The sequence below is a fragment of the Flavobacterium sp. AK-345 genome, assembly GCF_058310175.1.
The window spans coordinates 884,659-905,317 of record NZ_JBZEER010000001.1; the positions used below are offsets into that span (position 1 = coordinate 884,659).

The 20,659-nt window shown below is 33.3% G+C and carries 13 protein-coding genes; 10 read left to right on the plus strand and 3 right to left on the minus strand.

The annotated features are described in order from the left end of the window. Positions 1 to 93: 93 nt before the first annotated feature. The 3 genes from AC4FQ3_RS03985 to AC4FQ3_RS03995 all read right to left on the minus strand — a co-directional run bounded on the left by AC4FQ3_RS03985 (position 94) and on the right by AC4FQ3_RS03995 (position 6,552). Positions 94 to 1,500: a RagB/SusD family nutrient uptake outer membrane protein gene (locus tag AC4FQ3_RS03985; protein WP_073398139.1), complete on the minus strand. Its 1,407-nt coding sequence runs from the start codon at positions 1,498 to 1,500 to the stop codon at positions 94 to 96. Positions 1,501 to 1,517: 17 nt separating this feature from the next. Next, complete coding sequence (locus AC4FQ3_RS03990; RefSeq protein ID WP_491180957.1) at positions 1,518 to 5,054, minus strand: SusC/RagA family TonB-linked outer membrane protein; 3,537 nt, start codon at positions 5,052 to 5,054, stop codon at positions 1,518 to 1,520. Between the two features lie 346 nt (positions 5,055 to 5,400). Beyond that, the gene (locus tag AC4FQ3_RS03995; RefSeq protein ID WP_491180958.1) at positions 5,401 to 6,552 is read right to left on the minus strand and encodes a FecR family protein; all 1,152 of its coding nucleotides are present in this window, start codon (positions 6,550 to 6,552) and stop codon (positions 5,401 to 5,403) included. Positions 6,553 to 6,831: 279 nt separating this feature from the next. On the opposite strand from AC4FQ3_RS03995, the gene AC4FQ3_RS04000 reads away from it, so the two are divergent. The 10 genes from AC4FQ3_RS04000 (at position 6,832) to AC4FQ3_RS04045 (ending at position 20,656) form a co-directional block, all read left to right on the plus strand. Continuing rightward, positions 6,832 to 7,434 carry an RNA polymerase sigma factor gene (locus AC4FQ3_RS04000; RefSeq protein ID WP_491180959.1) on the plus strand — a complete coding sequence of 201 codons (603 nt, stop codon included), beginning with the start codon at positions 6,832 to 6,834 and terminating at the stop codon, positions 7,432 to 7,434. 385 nt (positions 7,435 to 7,819) lie between these two features. Continuing rightward, positions 7,820 to 8,173: a hypothetical protein gene (locus AC4FQ3_RS04005; protein ID WP_491180960.1), complete on the plus strand. Its 354-nt coding sequence runs from the start codon at positions 7,820 to 7,822 to the stop codon at positions 8,171 to 8,173. 262 nt (positions 8,174 to 8,435) lie between these two features. Then, positions 8,436 to 9,131: an ABC transporter ATP-binding protein gene (locus AC4FQ3_RS04010; RefSeq protein WP_491180961.1), complete on the plus strand. Its 696-nt coding sequence runs from the start codon at positions 8,436 to 8,438 to the stop codon at positions 9,129 to 9,131. Between the two features lie 26 nt (positions 9,132 to 9,157). Continuing rightward, on the plus strand, positions 9,158 to 11,449 hold the full coding sequence (locus tag AC4FQ3_RS04015) for a TonB-dependent siderophore receptor (RefSeq protein ID WP_491180962.1): 2,292 nt from the start codon (positions 9,158 to 9,160) through the stop codon (positions 11,447 to 11,449). Positions 11,450 to 11,457: 8 nt separating this feature from the next. After that, positions 11,458 to 12,894 (plus strand): ABC transporter permease, encoded by a 1,437-nt coding sequence (locus AC4FQ3_RS04020; protein ID WP_491180963.1) that lies wholly within the window; start codon positions 11,458 to 11,460, stop codon positions 12,892 to 12,894. Between the two features lies 1 nt (position 12,895). Next, on the plus strand, positions 12,896 to 14,242 hold the full coding sequence (locus AC4FQ3_RS04025) for a DUF3526 domain-containing protein (protein ID WP_491180964.1): 1,347 nt from the start codon (positions 12,896 to 12,898) through the stop codon (positions 14,240 to 14,242). 216 nt (positions 14,243 to 14,458) lie between these two features. Continuing rightward, positions 14,459 to 15,100, plus strand: coding sequence for a hypothetical protein (locus AC4FQ3_RS04030; protein WP_491180965.1), 642 nt, complete (start codon positions 14,459 to 14,461; stop codon positions 15,098 to 15,100). Between the two features lie 416 nt (positions 15,101 to 15,516). Further along, complete coding sequence (locus AC4FQ3_RS04035) at positions 15,517 to 16,116, plus strand: RNA polymerase sigma-70 factor (protein WP_491180966.1); 600 nt, start codon at positions 15,517 to 15,519, stop codon at positions 16,114 to 16,116. A 67-nt stretch (positions 16,117 to 16,183) separates the two neighbouring features. After that, the gene (locus AC4FQ3_RS04040) at positions 16,184 to 17,287 is read left to right on the plus strand and encodes a FecR family protein (protein WP_491180967.1); all 1,104 of its coding nucleotides are present in this window, start codon (positions 16,184 to 16,186) and stop codon (positions 17,285 to 17,287) included. Between the two features lie 42 nt (positions 17,288 to 17,329). Then, positions 17,330 to 20,656 (plus strand): SusC/RagA family TonB-linked outer membrane protein, encoded by a 3,327-nt coding sequence (locus AC4FQ3_RS04045; protein WP_491180968.1) that lies wholly within the window; start codon positions 17,330 to 17,332, stop codon positions 20,654 to 20,656. Positions 20,657 to 20,659 lie beyond the last annotated feature (3 nt).

The following is a 20,659-nucleotide window of genomic DNA, read 5'->3' on the forward strand; positions in this document are numbered from 1 at the left end:
TTTGTGTTTATTATTTTTTAATCTAGGTTTTCAGTCCCGGATTGAGAACTTTGTCAAAGTTTAAAACTTTGACAAAGTTGCTGAAACTGAATACTACTTACTTACATTCTGCGTTATCGTTCCGTTTCCTGGGTTTTGTGTAGCGCCTAGCGGAAATGGCATTGTCCATAAATGAGAATCTGATGCTAAAGTGTAAGTAGTTCCGTTTGCTGTTTTGGTGTAACTTACTTTATAAACGCCTTCAGCATTTAAACGACGTGCATCTGCAAAAGGAATCAGCGTGTTATTAAGTTCGTTATTTTTTGTTCTAAAAATAGCATTCAAAGCCGTAGTTTTATCAGTAGTAGAAATATCCTGATAAGAAGCTGGCAGAATACGCGTTTTACGAACTGTATTTAAAACATCCAAAGCCTCACTAATTTGCCCCGCACGCGCAAGACATTCGGCTTTAATCAAATACACTTCAACAGTTGTGATGCCTCCAAAATTAAAAGCACCGGATAAGGTTCTTCTGTAATACGTTTCTGCGCCCACTGTATAAATTTTCCAGCGAGAGATAAATTTGGCATCTCCAGCTTCAAAACGCTGTGCACGTTCTACCGGAATACTGTTTTCTGTGGTTAAAGTAGAAAAAGTACCGTGACGAAACGTATAATTTTCTACATAATTATACCCCATTGGAGATATGGTAGTGGTATACGAATTTGGAGCATCAATAATGGCTTTATTTGTATTGTAATAACCTATCCAGTCGTATAATTTATTGTTTTCTGATAATGCTAAATCTGCATATTTCAGGGCTTCTGTATAATTATTCATTTGCAGATAAACTCTTGCATAAAACGCATAACCGGCACCCAAATTTGGATGTAAAGCTGTCTGGGAAACTTTCGGCAGATAAGGCAATGCATCTTTAACATCATTCAGAATAAAATCATACATTTCCTGAATTGTAACTTGTTTGTTTGGTGCATTAATATTGGCACTCGTTATTAACGGAACTGATAATTTTGTGGAAGCTGTAGAAGCGACATAAGTATCAGCATAAAAATTAACCAGATTAAAATAGTTCATGGCACGCAGTACTTTTGCTTCTGCCCAGACTATTCTTTGTTCTGCTTCGGTCGCTTTGGTTGTAGTTAATGCATTTTCGATAATTAAATTAAAAGTCGAAATTCCGGCATAACTTGAATAATAAGTAGTTTCGTCTGATACCTTCAATGCAATACGATCTGCATTTTCGTCCCACATATAATTTGCATTATACAATCTGTAATTTGCTAAGTTGGCAACAGTTACATATTGGTCATTTAATAATTGTGAAGCTCCGGTAATATCAACTCTGTGATTGGTGTATTCGTCACGCAAAAAAGCTTCATAATCTGCTAATGTTGTTGGTGATTTTGATCCTTTTGGAACATCGCTCAAATAATCTTCGCAAGAGACAAATGTTAATCCTAAAGCTAATAAACACGCTATCTTTTTATATATATTTTTCATCGTCTAGTCTTTATAAATTAGAAATTAACATTTACGCCTAAAACAAAACTTGGAGAAGTGAAACCGCCTAAAATGAACTTAGCATCTCTGCTTTTTGCAAAAGTATATACGTTTTCTGCGTTTAAATTGAAACGTATGCCGTCTAGTTTTACTTTTTTAATAAGTGCCGCCGGCATTTGGTACGCTAATGAAATGTTGCTTAATCTCACATTTGAAGCATCCAGAATATTGATATCTGCATACGAATAAATAGTACGGGAATCTGAATTAAATTCAGGATCATATTCGTAAACTGCTCTCGGAATATTTGTAAAAGCTTCGTCACCAGGCTGCATCCAACGATCGGCAATATGATTGTTTACTACTGTAATATCAGTTACGTAACCTCCTGCTGCTCCATTGTAACTATTATTTAGCATTGGAAGAAATGAATTTCTTACCTTGTGTCCTAACTCATAAATGAAAAGTGCCGAAAGCGAGAAATTCTTATAATTGGCAGAAGTATGAAATGAACCGCTATGTGTAGGAACTGTTGAACCATAATCTTCAATCGCTTCTAATTGTCCCGGATTGTATTTTACTGCTGTTCCCGAAGCATCATAAACTTGCGGAATTCCTGTACTGCTTAATCCTGCCCATTTATAGCCATAAATAGAATTAAAGTTGGTGCCTACTCTTGGAAAAGAATCAGCATGATCTAACTGCAGGTAATAAACAGGTGCTTTTACATTTACATAATCTACCTTGTTTTTGTTATTGGCATATAAAACAGCCGCGTCCCAGGAGAATGAAGGTGTTTTTACGATTGTTCCTCTTAAACTAACTTCGATACCTTTGTTGGTCATTTCTCCGTTATTGATTTTATAAGTAGAATATCCCCATCCTTCTGTTGGAATTCCCTGGCTGCTTGCTAATAAGTTTTCACCTTTTTTCTTATAATAATCTAAAGTTCCTCCTAATCTGTTTTTGAAGAAAGAGAAATCTAAACCAACATTGGTTGTAGTTGTTTTTTCCCAGGATAATTCCGGATTTGGTCTTGCGCTAACGGTTCCCTGATTACCTCCAACATTTGGATTAGAATTATAATAAGCTGTTAAATACGGTGCAGAATCTTTGGCAATATTTCCACCAATACCATAAGAAACACGAACTTTTAGTGCGTCTACCCATGAAGCAGTAAAGAAAGATTCTTTATCGATATTCCATCCGGCTCCGGCAGACCATGTAGGCTTATTTTGATATTCGCTGTCTGTTCCCCAAAGATTAGAACGGTCCCATCTTAAACTTCCTGATACTGAATACTTTTTATCATAAGTATAACCTCCTGTTCCATAAACAGAAACGTAACGGTTTAATAATTCTTTTTCTAATGAAAAATCGTCTTGTATCATAGATCCGCCAAAAACACTTCCGTATACTTTAAGAAGATCTGCCTGATTTACTGGTGCAAAACCTAAAGTTTGGGCATCATAACCATAACGTGTATTAGTATTGAATTGTAGCTTAGTGTGACGAATTTCCATACCTGCAATAGCAGACACATCATGTTTTTCGTTAAAAGTTTTATTGAAATTTAACTGTTGACGGAAATTATAAGCATTTGTAATTTGCTCTGTATTTTTTATAATATCTCCGTAAGGCAAATTATAAACTGCTTTGTTATTGGCAATTGTCACCATACTATTTACCATACTTCTTACGTAATATGAGTCTTTATCAAATAACTGGTTGGCACGATCTGAACCAAATTCGTATTGAAACATGGCATTATAAGTAAATGCATTACTGAATTTTACATTAAACTTGGCAAATGTTCGATTTAAGAAATTTTTACTTTCTGTAAGATTTCTTCCCAGCTCATCCATTGGCGTAATGTTCATATCATAAAGACCATAGTTTTTGATAGAATTTAGCGTAAAAGCATTGTAGCGGGATTCTGGTGTAGAAACAAAATTAGTTCCATCGTCATTAACTAACTGATTGTATGGCATATATTTATAACCAGGATTGTTTGAAACAGAAGCTGGATTTGTAGGCAGATAACTCTGCGTATCACCTTTTCCAAAATTGGTATAAGATCCTAAATCCAAAGAAAGCCAGCTGTTAATCTCAGTTGAGTTTTTTAAGTTAAGACCAACTGTTTCGTTTTCAGAATACATATCTTCAAACTGATTGCTTTTGTATGTCAAAGAAGCATTAAAAGTATTTGTTTCTGTTGCTTTGCCTAAACTAAGATTATGCTGTAAAAAATATTGATCACGTTTAGCATATTTAGCTACATCGTCATAATATTTATAACCTTGAGAGCCAAGCTGATCTAAACGACCGTTCATTTCTGTTTGCGAAATATTTCCTGCATAACCATTTAAAATAGTCTGCATTCCTAAACTTGTAAATACAGCATTATTAAGCAATGATTGTGAATAAGTATTTGCATTAGTCGTTTTTAAATTAGGGTTTCCGTCTGCCCATCCTCTTTCTAAACTGATAATATCTGCAGAATCTGTTAGGTTTCCTGTATAATTTCTATAAGGAGTAATAGTTAAATTACTTGAAAACGAAATATTTGTTTTTCCTGCTTTTGCTTTTTTAGTTGTAATTACCACAACTCCATTAGCTGCACGCGCACCATAAATAGAAGAAGCTGCCGCATCTTTTAAAACCGTAATCGTTTCAATATCTTCTAAATTCAGATTAGGCAAATTTTCTTCTATTGTAGAATACGGAGTTAATTTTGTATTCTCAACCGGAAATCCATCAATAACATATAAAGGATTACTCGTACCTGTCATAGTAGTTGTACCACGAATTTTTCCATTTTGATATCCAACGATACGTCCTTCCAAAATGTTGTCTAAACTACTTAAACGCTGTTCCTGAAAATCCTTTGCTTTTAAACTGGAAAAAGATCCTGTCGCTTTCTCGGCACTAATATCCTGATAACCTGTTTTTAAAACAAGACCTTCTAATTCCAGAACATCTTCCTTCAAAACAACATTTATAACACTTCTACCCCCAACTTTAATTTCCTGTCTCTCAAATCCTAAATAGGCAAAAGCCAAAGTAGTTTCACTGCTTACAGCAATAATCTGATATTCACCATTAAAATCAGTCTGAACACCTCTTCCCGAACCGTTATCAGAAATCGCGGCACCTACTAAAGGCATTCCTTTTTCATCTGTAACCCTACCTTTTACGATAAAATCCTGAGCTTCTGTTACAACTGGTTTGGGTTTCGTTTCTTCCGGTGCTTTTTTGGCACTTAGAATAATATGAGAACCCGAAATTTTAAAATCCGTTCCCGTATTATTAAAAATTACGCTCAAAATATTTTCCATCGAAACATTTGTTAGACTAATGTCTATCATTCGATCGAGATCTACAGATCTAACATTGTAAACAAATCTGTAATCTGTAGTATACTCAAGCTTTTCTATCACTTTTGCAACAGTCATATTTCTTGCATTGAAAGAAATCTTTGCTTTTTGTGAGTAAGAAACTCCAGCGTGCATTACAGATAAAGTGGTCAATAAAAATATTGTAGTCAATTTCATTTTCAAATCAAATTTCAAAAAAGGCTTATCAAACCTAATTTTGTTCAAGAGTTTTTTCATACTTTTAAATGTTTTTTAGTGTGGTTGGTTAATTAACTGATCGCATTTTATCTACCGGAAAATGTTGGCGCATTTTCCGGTTCTTTTTTAAACACGATCCTTTTAGCGGGATTTTTGCTTCATAGGCGTTTTTTAATTTTAAATTTTAGATTGTTGATTTTAGATTTTAAATTCGGTCTTAATAAGATATTCTATTCTCTTTATTCTTTATTCTAACTTCTTGCTTCTAACTTCTAACTCATAATTCATAATTCATAATTCATAATTCATAATTCATAACTCCAAACTACCTAATCACAATCTCATCTTCATCAATCTTATAATCAATAGCATAACTGTCGCTGAAATATTTTAAAACCACTTCTATAGGTTCATTATCAAAACGGGCGTTAAAAATTTCTTTTCCTAAAGCTTTATTTCTGTTGATAAAAGTTACATTGTAATGACGTTCGAGTTTTTTAATGATCGACGCAAAAGATTCATTTTTAAAAACCAAACTACCTTTTACCCAGGCCGTATAATAATCTGTATTTACTTCTGCTTTTGTAATTGCCGATTGTCCTTTTACATTCGTGCCTTTTAATCCCGGAGTTAAATAAACCTGATTCTCGTTTGTTTTTTGACCTTTATAAAGCGAAACTTTACCTTCAACCAACACAATATCAATGCTTGTATCTTCTGTATACGAATTCACGTTAAACTTAGTTCCCAAAACTTCCACATCAACTTCCTGAGTATTTACTGTAAACGGATGCGCTTTATCTTTGGCAACTTCAAAATAAGCTTCGCCGGTTAGAAAAACTTGTCGGCTTTTATTTTTGATAAACTGAACCGGATATCGCAACGATGTTCCCGAGTTTAAATGCACAATAGTTCCGTCAGATAATTGAACTTCAAACTTTTTGCCGTACGGAATCTTCAAAGTATTATAAACCAATTCTCCGCTTGACAAAGTATTTGTATAAACCAATTTGCTTTTGCTTTGTTTTCCTATTATGTTTCCAAATTTATCGGTAACATTTCTTTCTTCAGACAGATCAAGCGTTTGTTCCGATTCGTTACCAAATTGTAAAACAATATCATCTTCTCTCGGAACCACAACATTATCTTTATGATGAAATAAAGTCGGGTTTGTATAGAAATAAAAACTGCCCAGAACCAATATCAATATCGCTGCATATTTATAATAAGAAGAAAATCTTCTTTTATAAAAAACACTTTTCTCACTTTGAATTCTTTCAGATAATTGTTTTTTCACTTCCGTTGAATCAAAAGTGTACATGACTTTATCAACGGCATAATTTGTTTTTACAAACTCTTTAAATGTGATTTTGTTCTCTTCCTTTTCAAGCCACTTCGTCAATTTTTCAATTTCTTTTTGATCGGCCTGATTGGTGATATATTTTACAATTAATCGTTCTGACTTTTTCACTGTCATTTTAGTTATTTTTAATATTATTACGAAGCCAAAAAACAAAACCCTAACAATTTGATAAAGTTTTTTTCATTTTGATGAATTTTATGTTTTTCACAAGTCTTTTCTTTCAATAAAACTATACTAATTCAATAGAAATAATAAGGTAAATGATTTATCTTTGCATTTTTGCCTCTTTTTATTTGTAATAAAATTCAAGTAAAAAATGGTAAAACACCGATTCTGAGCCAAATTAAGCTACTAAATGAATCCTAAAACCCATTAATTTATATATTTGTTTCTATGAAAAATGATGATTATAACGATAACAATGTGCTGATTGAATCTCTGAAAAATGGAGATGAAAAAGCGTATGCATATTTAATCGATACATATCATCATAAACTTTGCGTTTATGCAAACAGTTTGGTAAAAAACATTTACAGCGCCGAAGACATCGTGCAAAATGTTTTTATTAAAGTGTGGGAACAGCGCACCAGATTAAAATCAGATCATGCCCTTAAAAGTTTTCTTTATAAATTGGTATACAATGAATTTATTGATTTGTACAGAAAAAACCAATCGTTGTTTTCTCTGGAAAAATCGTATTATGATGCTTTAAATTCCATTGTTTTTGAAGATGATTCAGAATCGTTTCAACGTGTTTTAAATGTTGTAAATAAGGAAATCCAGAACTTGCCGCCAAAATGCAAAGAGGTCTTTATTTTAAGCAAAAAAGAAGGTTTAACCAATATAGAAATCGCCGAACATCTTGACGTCTCTGTAAAAACAGTCGAAGCTCAAATCACCAAAGCCTTCTCTATTTTGCGTACTTCTCTTGAAGAAAAAGTAAAAAATGTGCTGTTTTTATTATTCGGAAAAAAGAAAAAACTGGGATTAAATTAGAGTACAGTTTTTTTGTCCCGAATGCACAAATTTCCACCAATTTAATTTGCTGATAAAAAATCCTTCTGTAATCTGTGGCTCATATTTTTCACGCAGATTTTAAAAGATTTAAGCAGATGTCGAAAATTATTCAAATTAAATCTGCTCACCCGAGCGATAGCGAACAGGCGAAGCAATCTGCCAAATCTGCGAGAAATATTTTTTTAATCCTGGCAAAAAATACCAGATTAATTCGTGCAAATTAGTGTAATTCGCGGCAAACCAAAAATCATTTTAATCTTATAATCCGTGGCAAACCAAAAAAAATAAAAAACTAGTTCTAATTTATTTCTATATTTGCAACCAAGTTGCGTTATTTGCCACAAAAGATTTTCCAAAATCAAGAATGAAGAAAAAGAAATTTTTAATAATTAATCTTTTAATGTCGTTGACAGTATTGTTCGCCATGCTGTTTCAAACGATACATTCTTATGAACATGTTTATAAGCAATTAACAGAAAAACCCTGCGATCATAAATACACCGCTCACAAAAATCAAATTACGCACAGTCATAGTGTAGAAAATAATTGTCCTGTTTGTCATTTTACATTTAGTACTTTTATTTCAAATTCATTTCATACTTTTTCATTTCACAAACAAGAGGTTTCAACTTTAACTGTATTTTTCTACAATAGAGAAACTTCAACATTTTTTAAAGGCAGTCTCTTTGCTTTACGAGCGCCTCCTACTCTATTTTAGTTTACTTAACGATATTTATTTAGATTGAACTTTTGCCTTATTTAAAAGCAAAGAGCATCACTATTTCATTTTTTTGATGAATTCTATTTTGGCGAATAGAACAAAATCTCAAAATGTACTTTTTTCTCTTGAAGAAAACTGCTTAATTCGTTAGTAAACAACACCTCCGCTATTATATAATATCCACATTAATAAGCTTTAAAAAAGTTTATTGATTCGATAATCTTATTATTAAAATTAAATTCCAAACAAATATAAAACCATGCTTACAGCAGAAAATCTGACTAAAAAATACGGCGATAATATTGCCCTAAACAGCTTGAATTTAACAATTAACAAAGGAGAAATTTTTGCTCTTTTGGGACAAAATGGTGCCGGAAAAACGACAACAATAAACCTTTTTCTTGGATTTATAAAACCAACGCAGGGAGAAATTAAAATCAATGATATTTCGGTTGTAACCGATGCTGAAAAAACAAAAAAAGATGTGGCTTACATTCCCGAAACTGTAATGTTATATCCCAATCTTACTGGTTTAGAAAACCTTAAATTCTTTTCTTCTCTGGCCGGATTTAACTATTCTACCGGAGAACTGACTTATTTTCTAGCAAAAGCAGGTTTGCAAACCAAAGCTCACGATCAAAATCTTGGAGGATATTCTAAAGGAATGCGACAAAAAGTGGGAATTGCAATTGCGATTGCCAAAAAAGCAAAAGTGCTTTTATTAGACGAACCTACAAGTGGTTTAGATCCAAAAGCATCAAATGAATTCTCTCAAATCCTGAAAGAACTTTCTGCAGACGGAACGGCAATTTTAATGGCAACACACGATATTTTCAGAGCGCGTGAAGTCGCAACACATATCGGAATTATGAAACAGGGAAATCTGGTAACGGTTATTGAAGCGGAAAAAATTTCGGCTAATGAACTGGAAGATTTGTATTTACAAACGGTTTAAAAGGAAAGATTTCCATCAATATAAAAATGAAACAGCTATTTTCCTTTATATTTTTAATAATTGGGACACATTACGTACAATCTCAAACCAATAAAATTAATGATAGTATTGCTAAAGATTCCATCAAAACAGAAGCACTCAACGAATTGCAAACCGTAGAAATTGTAGGCCGGTCTACCAAAAAATACAACAGCGATTATTCTTTTGCAGCGACAAAAACAGCGGCATTAAACAAAGATATTCCGCAATCTATTTCGACTGTCACCAAAGAATTAATTGCTGATAAAGCCGCTTTTTATCTCGCCGATGCCGTAAAAATGACGAGTGGTGTAATTCCGTCAAGTTATTACAACCAATACACCATTCGCGGAATCAGCCAGAACGAAGAAGGACAGATTATCAACGGAATGCGAACCCGACAATATTACTTTTTACAGCCTTTAACCAATAATATCGAACGTGTTGAAGTCATAAAAGGTCCGTCGAGTGCGACATTTTCATCTGTAGATCCGGGCGGAAGTATTAATTTGGTGACCAAAAAACCTTTGGCGACAGACCGAAAAGAAGTGACTTTAAGTGCCGGAAGTTTCAGTACTTTTCGCGGAACTCTGGATTTTACAGGTCCTTTAAACGAATCAAAAACACTTTTGTATCGTGTAAACGCAGCCTATCAGGAAGCCAAATCGTTTCGTGATTTAGTGGGCAATAAATCGTTTTTGCTTTCTCCGTCATTCAGTTATATTCCCAATGAAAAAACTGCTATCAATGCCGAATTAATCTTAAGCGATATGACGGGAATTCTGGATCGCGGACAGCCCATTTTTGGTGCCGTTGCCGGAGTTACCAATTTAAATAAAACGCCAATTAGTTTGAATCTGGGGGCGCCAAGTGATTTTTTTAAGTCGAAAGAACTTATTATGATGACCAATTTTGCACATAAATTCACTTCAAAAATTGGTTTTAATGCCCAATATATGAAACAATCCTGGACAGAAGATCTTCAGGAACACAGAACTACAAATGCTTTTGCGGTCGATATGAACAATCAGCCTGTAACAAGTTTGGCAATGATGCAATTTGTTCAGCGTCAGCAATATTGGAATGTAGACAATTTAAGCACTTATTTTAATTTCGACATAAAAACCGGAAGTCTAAAGCATAAATTATTGACCGGATACGATTTAAGCAGTTGGAACAAAACCAAAGGCGGCGGACAAAATGCAGCAAGAGGGTATTTATTAAAAGACGGAACGGTTGCCAGCACTTTTGTTCCTGCAAACGCTGGAAATTATCAAACCATTACAGTTGACGGTGTTGTATTGCCAAAACCAAATGTAAATTTTTTCAACTTAAATAATCCGGTATACACAGTTCGAAGCCCCGAAGATTATACCTTGAATGTTCGAACAGCATTGCCATCGGCATTAACGACAACCAATGCCATTTATATTCAGGATATGATTCAGTGGGAAAGATTTACTTTTTTATTGGGTTTAAGAAACGAATGGTTTGAAGACATTACAAATTATGAAACCAACAACGAACTAAAAGTAAAAAAACAAGCTTTACTGCCTCGTATTGGTGTTACCTATGCTGTAAATAAAGCTATTAACGTTTATACAACTTATCTTGAAGGTTATCAGCCACAATCGAACACTGTTACTTTAATGCCTCAAACAGGCAGTTTACCAGCCGGAAGTTTATTTGATCCGCTTGAAAGTAATTTGAAAGAAGTAGGCTTAAAAGCAACATTTCTCGACAATACTATGAGTTTTAATGCTGCAGTTTACGAAATCAATCAGCGTAATATTTTGATGAATGCCAATGATCCTGCAAATCCTGATTTATTGGTTACCAGAGGTGCCGAAAGAAGCCGTGGTTTCGAGTGCGATTTGGCGGGATATATCACGCGTGATTGGCAAATCAACGCTTCGTACAGTTATATCGATGCCGAAATTGTAAATGATCGCGACGCTTCGTTAATTGGTGCAAGAAAACAAAACACACCAAAAAACAGCGCCAATTTATGGACACGCTACAACTTCAGTTCTGATTCTGTTTTAAATGATTTTGGAATTGGTTTGGGAATGCAATATCAAAGCAGCAAAATTCCGTGGTTTACAAGAGATTTTACCCTTCCTGATTTTACCGTTTTTGATGCTGCTTTGTATTACAAACCCACAAACAGCAATATGCAAATTGCCATTAATGCGGGCAATATTTTTAATAAAACCTATTGGCTGGGTGCACAAAATTATCTGCGTTTATTTCCTGGTGCGCCACGAAATGCAACGCTTACTTTAACTTATAAATTTTAATAAAAGCCATGTCTTTACACGTAGAAATTTTAATTGCAAAACATTTAAAAAACTCCGCTTTTAAGAATTCGGCTGTTTTTATAATTACCTTTTTTATTGGTATTTTACTCGCTTACGCCGTTTTTTCTGGCTGGGAAAATTATACCAATCAAAACGAAACCAGCGCAAAATACCAGCACGAATCTCGCGAAGACTGGTTGAAAAATCCGGATAAAAACCCGCACCGAATGGCACATTACGGCAATTTTGCTTTCCGCAAAAGTACTTCGCTAAGTGTTTTTGAATTTGGAATGGAACCGTTTTTCGGAAATGCCATTTTCCTGGAAGCTCACAAACAAAATACAGCCAATTTTTCTGAAGCCGGATTCTCTAACAGTATGTTACGTTTTGGCGAAATTAGCATTGCCATGATTTTGCAAATTTTATTGCCACTTTTGATTTTTTTCTTCGGATTTAATTCGGTTGCGGCCGAAAGAGAAAACGGAACTTTAAAACTGCTTTTAAGTCAGGGAATTAACTGGAAACAGCTTTTGTTAGGTAAAACTCTCGGAATTGCTTCTGTAATTATGATATTGTTTATTCCAACAATTATCGTTTTGGTTTTCATTTGGTTAGTGCTTCAAAACTTCACCATTTCATTTGATGAAACGATTAAGATGATTCTGTTTATTGTATTTCATTTTTTGTATTTAATATTCTTTTGCGTCATCGCGGTTCTGATTTCTGCTTTAAGCAAAACCTCAAAAAAAGCTTTGATTTCCCTTATCGGAATCTGGCTGCTTTTTACGATTATTTTGCCAAGAGTTACACAGGCAATCGGCGCTTATATTTTTGAAGCTCCTTCTAAAATAGAATTTAACAGCAACATCGAAAAAGACATTCTGAAACAAGGAGACAGCCACAATCCGAATGATTTGCATTACAAAGCAATAAAAGATTCTTTACTTGCGGTTTACAAAGTCGATTCGGTTCAAAAATTGCCTTTTAATTATTCCGGTTTTATCATGACCGAAGGCGAAAAAATTAGCGCCCGAATTTACAACAGACATTTGGATACTTTACTTCATGTTTACCAAAAACAAAACAGTTTTTCCAGAGCCATGTCCTTTTTAAATCCGTATATCGCGATGAAAAACCTTTCTATGGCCTTGTCAAATACCGATTATGATTCGTATATCGATTTCCAGAAACAAGCCGAAACATATCGTTATAATATGGCTCAAAAAATGAATGCTTTACAAATTAAATATATCAGTAATGATAAAAGTAAACCGGCTTTAATTGGCAAAGATCATTGGGCAGAAGTAAAGGAATTTCATTATGAACCAAAAGGAATCCGGGCAATTTTAAAAAATGAAATCACTTCGGTCATTTCCCTTTTTCTGTGGATTAGTTTACTGTTTATTTTCATCAAAATAGCCTCAAAAAATCTTAAAGCCATTTAATATGTTAGCATTACTATTTAAAAATTTCATTCGGTCGAAAGGAACAAAAGTTGGATTATTGTTTCTATTTCTTATCGGATTTATAAGCCTTTTAATTGGAAAACAATTTCAGGAAAAACAAACTAAAAATATCGCCGAAGCCGCTGAATATCAAAAAGAACATATTGCTAGAAATGCTGCTTTCCATAAAGACGAAATTGGGCTTTTGCTCTATTATGTCAAGTTTTCGCTAGTCAATAAAACTTTCCCGATAAACAGTTTGGCGATTGGGCAGCGAGACGTAAATCCGTCTATTCAAAGTGTCACAATTCGCGGTTTGGAAGGTCAGAAATATGATTCGGAATTAAATAATCCGAGTAATCTTTTGTTAGGAAATATTGATTTTAGTTTTGTTCTCGTTTATCTTTTTCCACTTTTAATAATCGCTTTTACCTATAATATTGTTTCTGAAGAAAAAGAAAGCGGAACCTGGAAAATTGTAGCAACACAAACTGATAATACATTTTTCTATATTCTTAAACTATTTTATATCCGGATTTTAAGTTTAATTGCATTATTAACGATTGTAACTTTCATTGCCATTTTTATACTGAATATTCCATTTAACAAATCACTTTTTACATTTTACACAATCAGTATTTTGTATATTCTTTTTTGGTTTTCGGTTTGTTTTTTTATTGTTTCATTGCAAAAGAATTCAAATTTTAATGCGGTTATTTTGTTAACAATTTGGCTGTTTCTGATTATTATTTTACCGGCAACAATTAATACTTATATAGTAAATAAATATCCGGTTCCCGAAGCTTTGGAATTGACTTTGAAACAACGAAATGCCTATCATGAAAAATGGGATATGGATAAGCAAACAACGCTTGATAAATTCTACAAACATTATCCTCAATTTAAAAGTTATCCTTTGCCGGATAAGGAGTTTAGCTGGCTTTGGTATTATGCCATGCAGCAAATGGGTGACGACGAATCGGCAATTCAGTCGAAAGAATTAGGAACCAAGTTGACTCAAAGAAATCAGGCAAGCCAGACAATTGCACAATTTATTCCGACTTTGCACACACAAATTCAGTTGAATGAAATTGCAAAATCTGATTTGGGAAATCAACTTTTGTTTATGCAAAAAACAAAAGACTTTCATGAAAAAATGCGATTGTATTTTTATCCGAAGATATTTGATAATGCTCCGGTAGAAAAAGAAAACTGGTCTAAATTTAAGGTTGAAACTTTTAGTGACGAATCGACAATCAGTTTTACGAAGTCTTTTGTTCCTTTACTCCTTTTCAATTTATTGCTGATTGGTTTCGGATATACAAACTTCAAGCGTAACTTTTCTTAACCGCAAAGAGCGCAAAGGTTTACGCTAGGTTCGCTAATTTATTTCGCGCAAAGTCGCAAAGTCGCAAAGAAAATAAACTTTGCGGCTTTGCGACTTTGCGCGATTAATAGAACAGCTTTTAATCAGCCTTGCGCTTTTTGCGGTTAAAAAACTTTGCGTACTTTGCGTAAACCTTTGCGCACTTTGCGGTAAAAAAAACGTTCCAATATTCACAAAATGAAAAAAATAATCTTAATAAGTTTACTCATCATTGCAGTTTTCTACATTCTTAAACAATTCGTTTACAAACCTTATGCATGGAAAAAAGCAATTAACAGTCCGGAACACAAACTACAAGTTGGCAGTTTTATTTTTAGCAAAAAAAGAGGCTCAAACGGAAGCCAAAGCATGCAGAACTATTATTTTGCTTTTAAAGTAATTGAAATAAACGGCGATTTGGTAAGACTTTCGGTGATTAGAAAATTATCAGATAAAAATAATCTTTTGCAATCTGATTTTTCGACTACAAAAGAAGCTTATAAAAACTTAAAACAAAACATTCAAAATCTCACCATTACCGGAATACTAACAGAAGATTTATACAAAGTTGATGGTGCAACATACACCATAAACGACTATTTAATAAGTAAATATCCAAATCTAAAAAAGTCAAGATATTATTATCAGGATATTCCGGCGACTAAAAAAAATACTACTGTACCAACAAATCCTGACGATCTGATTATGTATTACGATTTAGTTTATTCGAAAGAAGAAATCATTAAAAATGGCAGACTTTCTCCGTATACAATGACAAACAGAACTAAAGGCGAAATTGATACGGGATTATCTCAAGATATCGATTTGATAATTAACTAATGATTTTATTCACCATATAAGTTATATAAGTTCATATAAACTTTGCGCAGATTAAAACTAAACTTTAATTAAGACCATATAATACTGTTTGCAGTTATATATTTTTTCACGATATGAGCTCATAAACTTTTACAGTTTTTTAACCATACAAGTTTGTATAAGTTTAAGTTTGTGATTAATATTTGATGACCTATATTAAGCTTTAAATTATCCCAAAGTTTATATGAACTTATATAACTTATATGGTGGGATTTTTTTTTACACTTATTCTGAATAATTTTTCGGGAAACATTCTTTATTTGATTTTTATTTAGAATTAGTATAAATAATATTTTATATTTGCCGGATTCCGAGCAAAAACGAGTAGTTTTTAAAAATTACTTATATTGCTTTTCCAAAAACAGAAATCCGTTTCGATGATTGATAATAACAGTTTTGAACTTAATCTTTTTGAATCTTTTAAAGAAGGAGATCAGGCTGCATTTACTTATTTCTACGACAAATATTTCCGCCGGATTCAGGCTTTTAGCGTTCAGTTTGTTTATGATAAAGATGAAGCAGAAAATCTGGCTCAGGAAGCTTTGCTTTATTTATGGCAAAACAAGGAAAGTGTTGATTCTATAAACGGAATACAATCTTTTTTATATACCTACGCCAAATCGAAATGTTTGAATATGATTCGTCATAATAAAGTGAAGGATAAATTTAAAAGCGATGTATTAAATCAGAAAGAAAGAGAACTGGATATCGAAGTCTTAAATTCGATACAATTTGACACTTTAGAATTAACCGAATTAGAACGCATTATTCACGAATCGATCAACGAACTTCCTCCAAAAACCCGAGAAGTTTTTATAAAAAAACGATTCGAGAACAAAAAAAATGCAGAAATAGCAGAAGAAATGCAAGTGACCTTAAAAGCTGTAGAAGCCCATATGACAAAGGCTTTGAAGATTTTAAAAACAAAATTATCTGATTATTTATTTTTACTTTTTATTCTTATTTGTAATAATTAAAAATAAAAGGTAGGGTTTTTTATTTCTGAAGTGTACTTACTAAAACCAAAAAATTAAATACCAAAAAATGATATCGGAAATAATCTATAAATATTTATCGAACGAAGCTTCGGAACAGGAAATTCAAACTCTTTTTGAATGGATCGATGCTTCAGAAGAAAATAAAAAACAGTTTATAAATTTAAAAAAGACCTGGGCAATAACTTCGTTGTCTGAAGATTTTTCGAGTGAAGCTATTCCAGTAATTTCAATCAAAAAGAAAAACAAACTAACAACCTTCTTAAAATTTGCTGCTGTATTTTTAGTCCTTTTCGGATTAGCAAAACTGGCTTTTAATTATAGTCAAAAAACAGCATCTTCAAAAGAAATTGTGTTAGAACTCGCAGACGGAAGTTCAGAGTTAATTACTTCAAATAATCAATCGAAAGTAGTAAATGACAAAGGAGATTTGATTGCCAAAAAATTTCCAGACCAAATTGTTTACTTCGGAAAAGTTCAGGATCAGGAAGTGGTGTATAATACACTTAAAATTCCGTACGGAAAAAGATTCAAACTACAGCTTTCAGACGGTACTGTTGTGAACTTAAATTCAGGAACTACTTTAAAATATCCGGAGCAATTTGGTGTAAACGGAAAAAGAAATGTTTACCTGACGGGTGAAGCTTTTTTTGAAGTTGCCAAAGACAAAACCCATCCTTTTATTGTGCACGCCAACAAAGTCGAAGTTGAAGTTTTGGGAACAAAATTCAACGTAAGCGCTTATCATGAAAACCCAACAGTAAATAGCACTTTGATCGAAGGAAGTATTCAAATGGCAGAAGCCGAAAACAAATCAAATGCTGTTTTATTGGTACCAAACCAAATGGCGACATGGCAAAATAATTCTAAAAAAATCACCACCAAATTCGTAGATACAAGTATTTATTCGGCCTGGACAAAAGGCGATATTGCTTTTAAAGATACTCCATTTTCAACCATTGCAAAAATTATAGAGCGCACTTATGATGTAAAAATCATCAACGAAAATTCTGATTTGGCCAGACAGAATTTTACCGGTTCTATAAAAATTAGTGAATCGAGCGTCGAGAATATTTTAGAATTGCTAAAACGCGACACGCCATTTAATTACGCAATAAAAGAAAATACTATTACCATTACCAATATTCCATAATTAACTAAAAACATGACATTTACGATACCCAATTTAAGGAAAATGCTATTTTTCCTAGCCCTGTTCATATCTGGTTTTAAAGGTTTTTCCCAGAATAAAACGATCACATTACATGCAAAAGAGCAGCCTTTAAGCCTGATTATTAAATCGATTGAAGAGCAAAGTAATTTCAGAATCATTTATAATGCCCGTAAAATCGATGCCGATCAAAAAGCTTCGATTGATGTAGATAATGCAGCTTTAGAAACTGTTTTGACACAATTGTTTAAAGGAAAAAATATTTCATTTTACGTTCAGAACAAGCAGGTTTTACTAACCAGCTCTGCTCCCGTTTCAACAGATAATTCTTTGCAGGAAGCAGAAAGATTCATTACCGGAACCGTTTATAGTGCCAAAGACAAACTGCCTCTTCCGGGTGCCACAATTCGCATTAAAGGAACAGGAATGGGTGCTATAACAGATTTTAATGGAAAATTTGTTTATCAGCTAAAAGGAAATAACATCAATAATCTTGTTCTGGAAGTTGCTTTTTTAGGAATGATTCCACAATCTCAAAAGGCAGAAAACAAGAAAGATTTTGTGTTTTATCTTGAAGAATATGTAGACGAATTAAATCCTGTTGTGATTACGTCATCTTACGGAACTACAAAACTGAAGGAGGAAATTGTGGGGAGTATTTCGACTATAACTGCGAAAGATATTCCGGTGCAGCAAGCCTCAGAAAGCGTTGATAAAATGCTGGAAGGACAAATTGCGGGAGTTTTAATTGAAAACACTTCTGGAGTTGGTGGTCCTGTAAAAATAAATATTCGTGGTCAGGGAAGTTTGAAATCGTTAAGTAATTCCATTTTAGGTACATCTACTCAACCTTTAATTATAGTTGATGGTGTAATTATGAGTGAACAAACTGGAATTGACAGCCAATATTTTGACGGAGGAAGACTCGCAGAAGGATTATCAAATCCATTGGCAATGATTTCGCCTGATAATATCGAAAATTTCACTGTTTTAAAAGATGCCGCAGCCGTTGGTATTTATGGTGCCGATGGTGCAAATGGTGTAATTTTGATTACAACCAAAAAAGGGAAATTAGGAAAAGCTAAATTTGGTTTCTCCAATCAGCTTGGTGTTTCATCAGCTATAAATCAAATTAAATATTTAAACGGAGAACAATATACAGAAGTAAGAAATCAGTATTTAAAAAATACAACTTCCGGTTATGTTCCTGTTGCTTATAACGGAGTTGATACAGATTGGTTTGGTTTATTAAACAGATCTGGCATTTATAATAAGTATAATTTTAATGTTTCAGGAGCCACTTCAAAATTCTCTTACCGAACCAATATTTCTTATTTAAATATTGATGAACCACAAGTAGGAAATACTACAAAACAGCTTAATGGAGGGATAAACTTAGGCTATCGTGCATCAAAATGGGATATTAATTTATCGCTTAATCCTAGTTATATTAAAAAAGATGCTCCAAACATTTATTATGATTTTGCTTATTTGCCCACTATATCTCCATACAATGCTGATGGAACTTATGCTAATTTAGGTGTATCCGGTGGTAATACAGGAGGAAATCCGTTGGCTGCAATTGAGCAAAACAAAAATGAGACTGAATCACGTGGACTTTTAGGAAGTTTGAATGTAGCTTATGAGCTAAATAAAAACATAAAATTTTCGACTTTATTCGGAATGGATTATGTTGATAAAGTTCAGGATCGCTGGTTCTCTGGCGAAAACGAAAGCGGTCAAAATAACGGATCTTTTATTTTAAATGGCACTACTTATCCAAACTGGGGAAGACGACTTTTTAATAACCGAAACTCAACCAAATGGAACTGGCAAGGGCAAATGCTATATAATAAACAAATCAATCCAAATCATGGTATCGATGGCGTAATTGGTTTTGAACTTTCTGAAGAAAAAACCAATTTTGATTATGCATCGGCTTCCGGTTTTTCAAATCCAAATGTAATTAACAGAGTTGAAGATGCCATTCAGGATGATGACACCACAACTCCGTTAGTTGATGAAAGAACGACAAGACAAGTTCGAGGATCTGATTTTAGTAATAATTCAAGAGTTTCTTTATTTACGCAAATCAATTACAATTATAAAAAGAAATATTACGCTTTAGTCAATTTTAGACGTGACGAAAGTTCTGTTTTTGGAGATGATACCAATGTTGCTTATAACAGCGGCGCAGGTTTGGCCTGGATTACAAGCAACGAAGATTTTTTAAAATCAAGTTCATGGATAGATTTATTAAAACTTAAAATTAGTTATGGCTCAACAGGAAATTCGCGAATAGGTTCTTATCGTTCAAAAGGACTTTATACGCTTTCGCAAAATGGATATAACGGATATCTTGAAGCTAATCCAAGTGCGGCACCAAACGGAAATCTAAGCTGGGAAAAAAATCTAAAATTTAATACAGGAATCGATTTTAATGTATTTAATACTGTTGAATTATCATTAGAATATTATTATGATGACTTACAAGATTTGATTACAAGTAGAAATATCCCAACTGAAACAGGATATGGAACAGTACAATTAAATGCTTCAAGCATGTATAATAAAGGTTTCGAATTTTCAACGCGAATTAAATGGTTTCAAAAAGGTAAATTTAAGTGGACATCAGCATTTAATATATCGACTGTAGACAATAAAGTAACCGAGTTAGTTGGTTTAGGAAGCAACTACTCTATCGCAAACCTTGCACTTGCACAAAAAACCGGTTACAGTACCACTACAATTTGGGGTGTAAACTGGGTAGGAATTGATCCTGCAACAGGCAGAGATCTTATTAAAAAAGATGGACAGCTGTATGATTCTACAACTTATGCAAGAACATTTAGCGAGGCTGACTGGGTGCCAATTGGAGATTTACAGCCAAAAGCTTTTGGTGGTTTCAGCAATTCTTTTTCATTAAACAATCAAATTACTTTATCAATTAATGGTGCTTTTCAATGGGGTGGAGATAAATTGGTTTCAGAAGAAATAGTAGCAAAATACAGAACTTCGTCAAACAGAAATATGTCTGTCAACGCTTATGATTATTGGAAAAACCAAGGAGATATAGTTTCACAGCCTTCTCCTGGAGATAATACCATAATTTCTAACATGAGTAAATATGTTTATGATGCTTCGTACATTAAAATAAGCAATATTAACCTGAGCTATAATGTTCCTTTAAAAAACACTTTTCTTGATACATTAACTCTTTTTGCTGATGTTTCTAATGTGCTTTACTGGTACAAAGAAAAAAGTCCTTCCGGGATGAATGGCATTAGAGAATTTAATTACACTTATCCACAAGCCAGAACTATTTCGTGTGGAATTAATACTAAATTTTAAAAA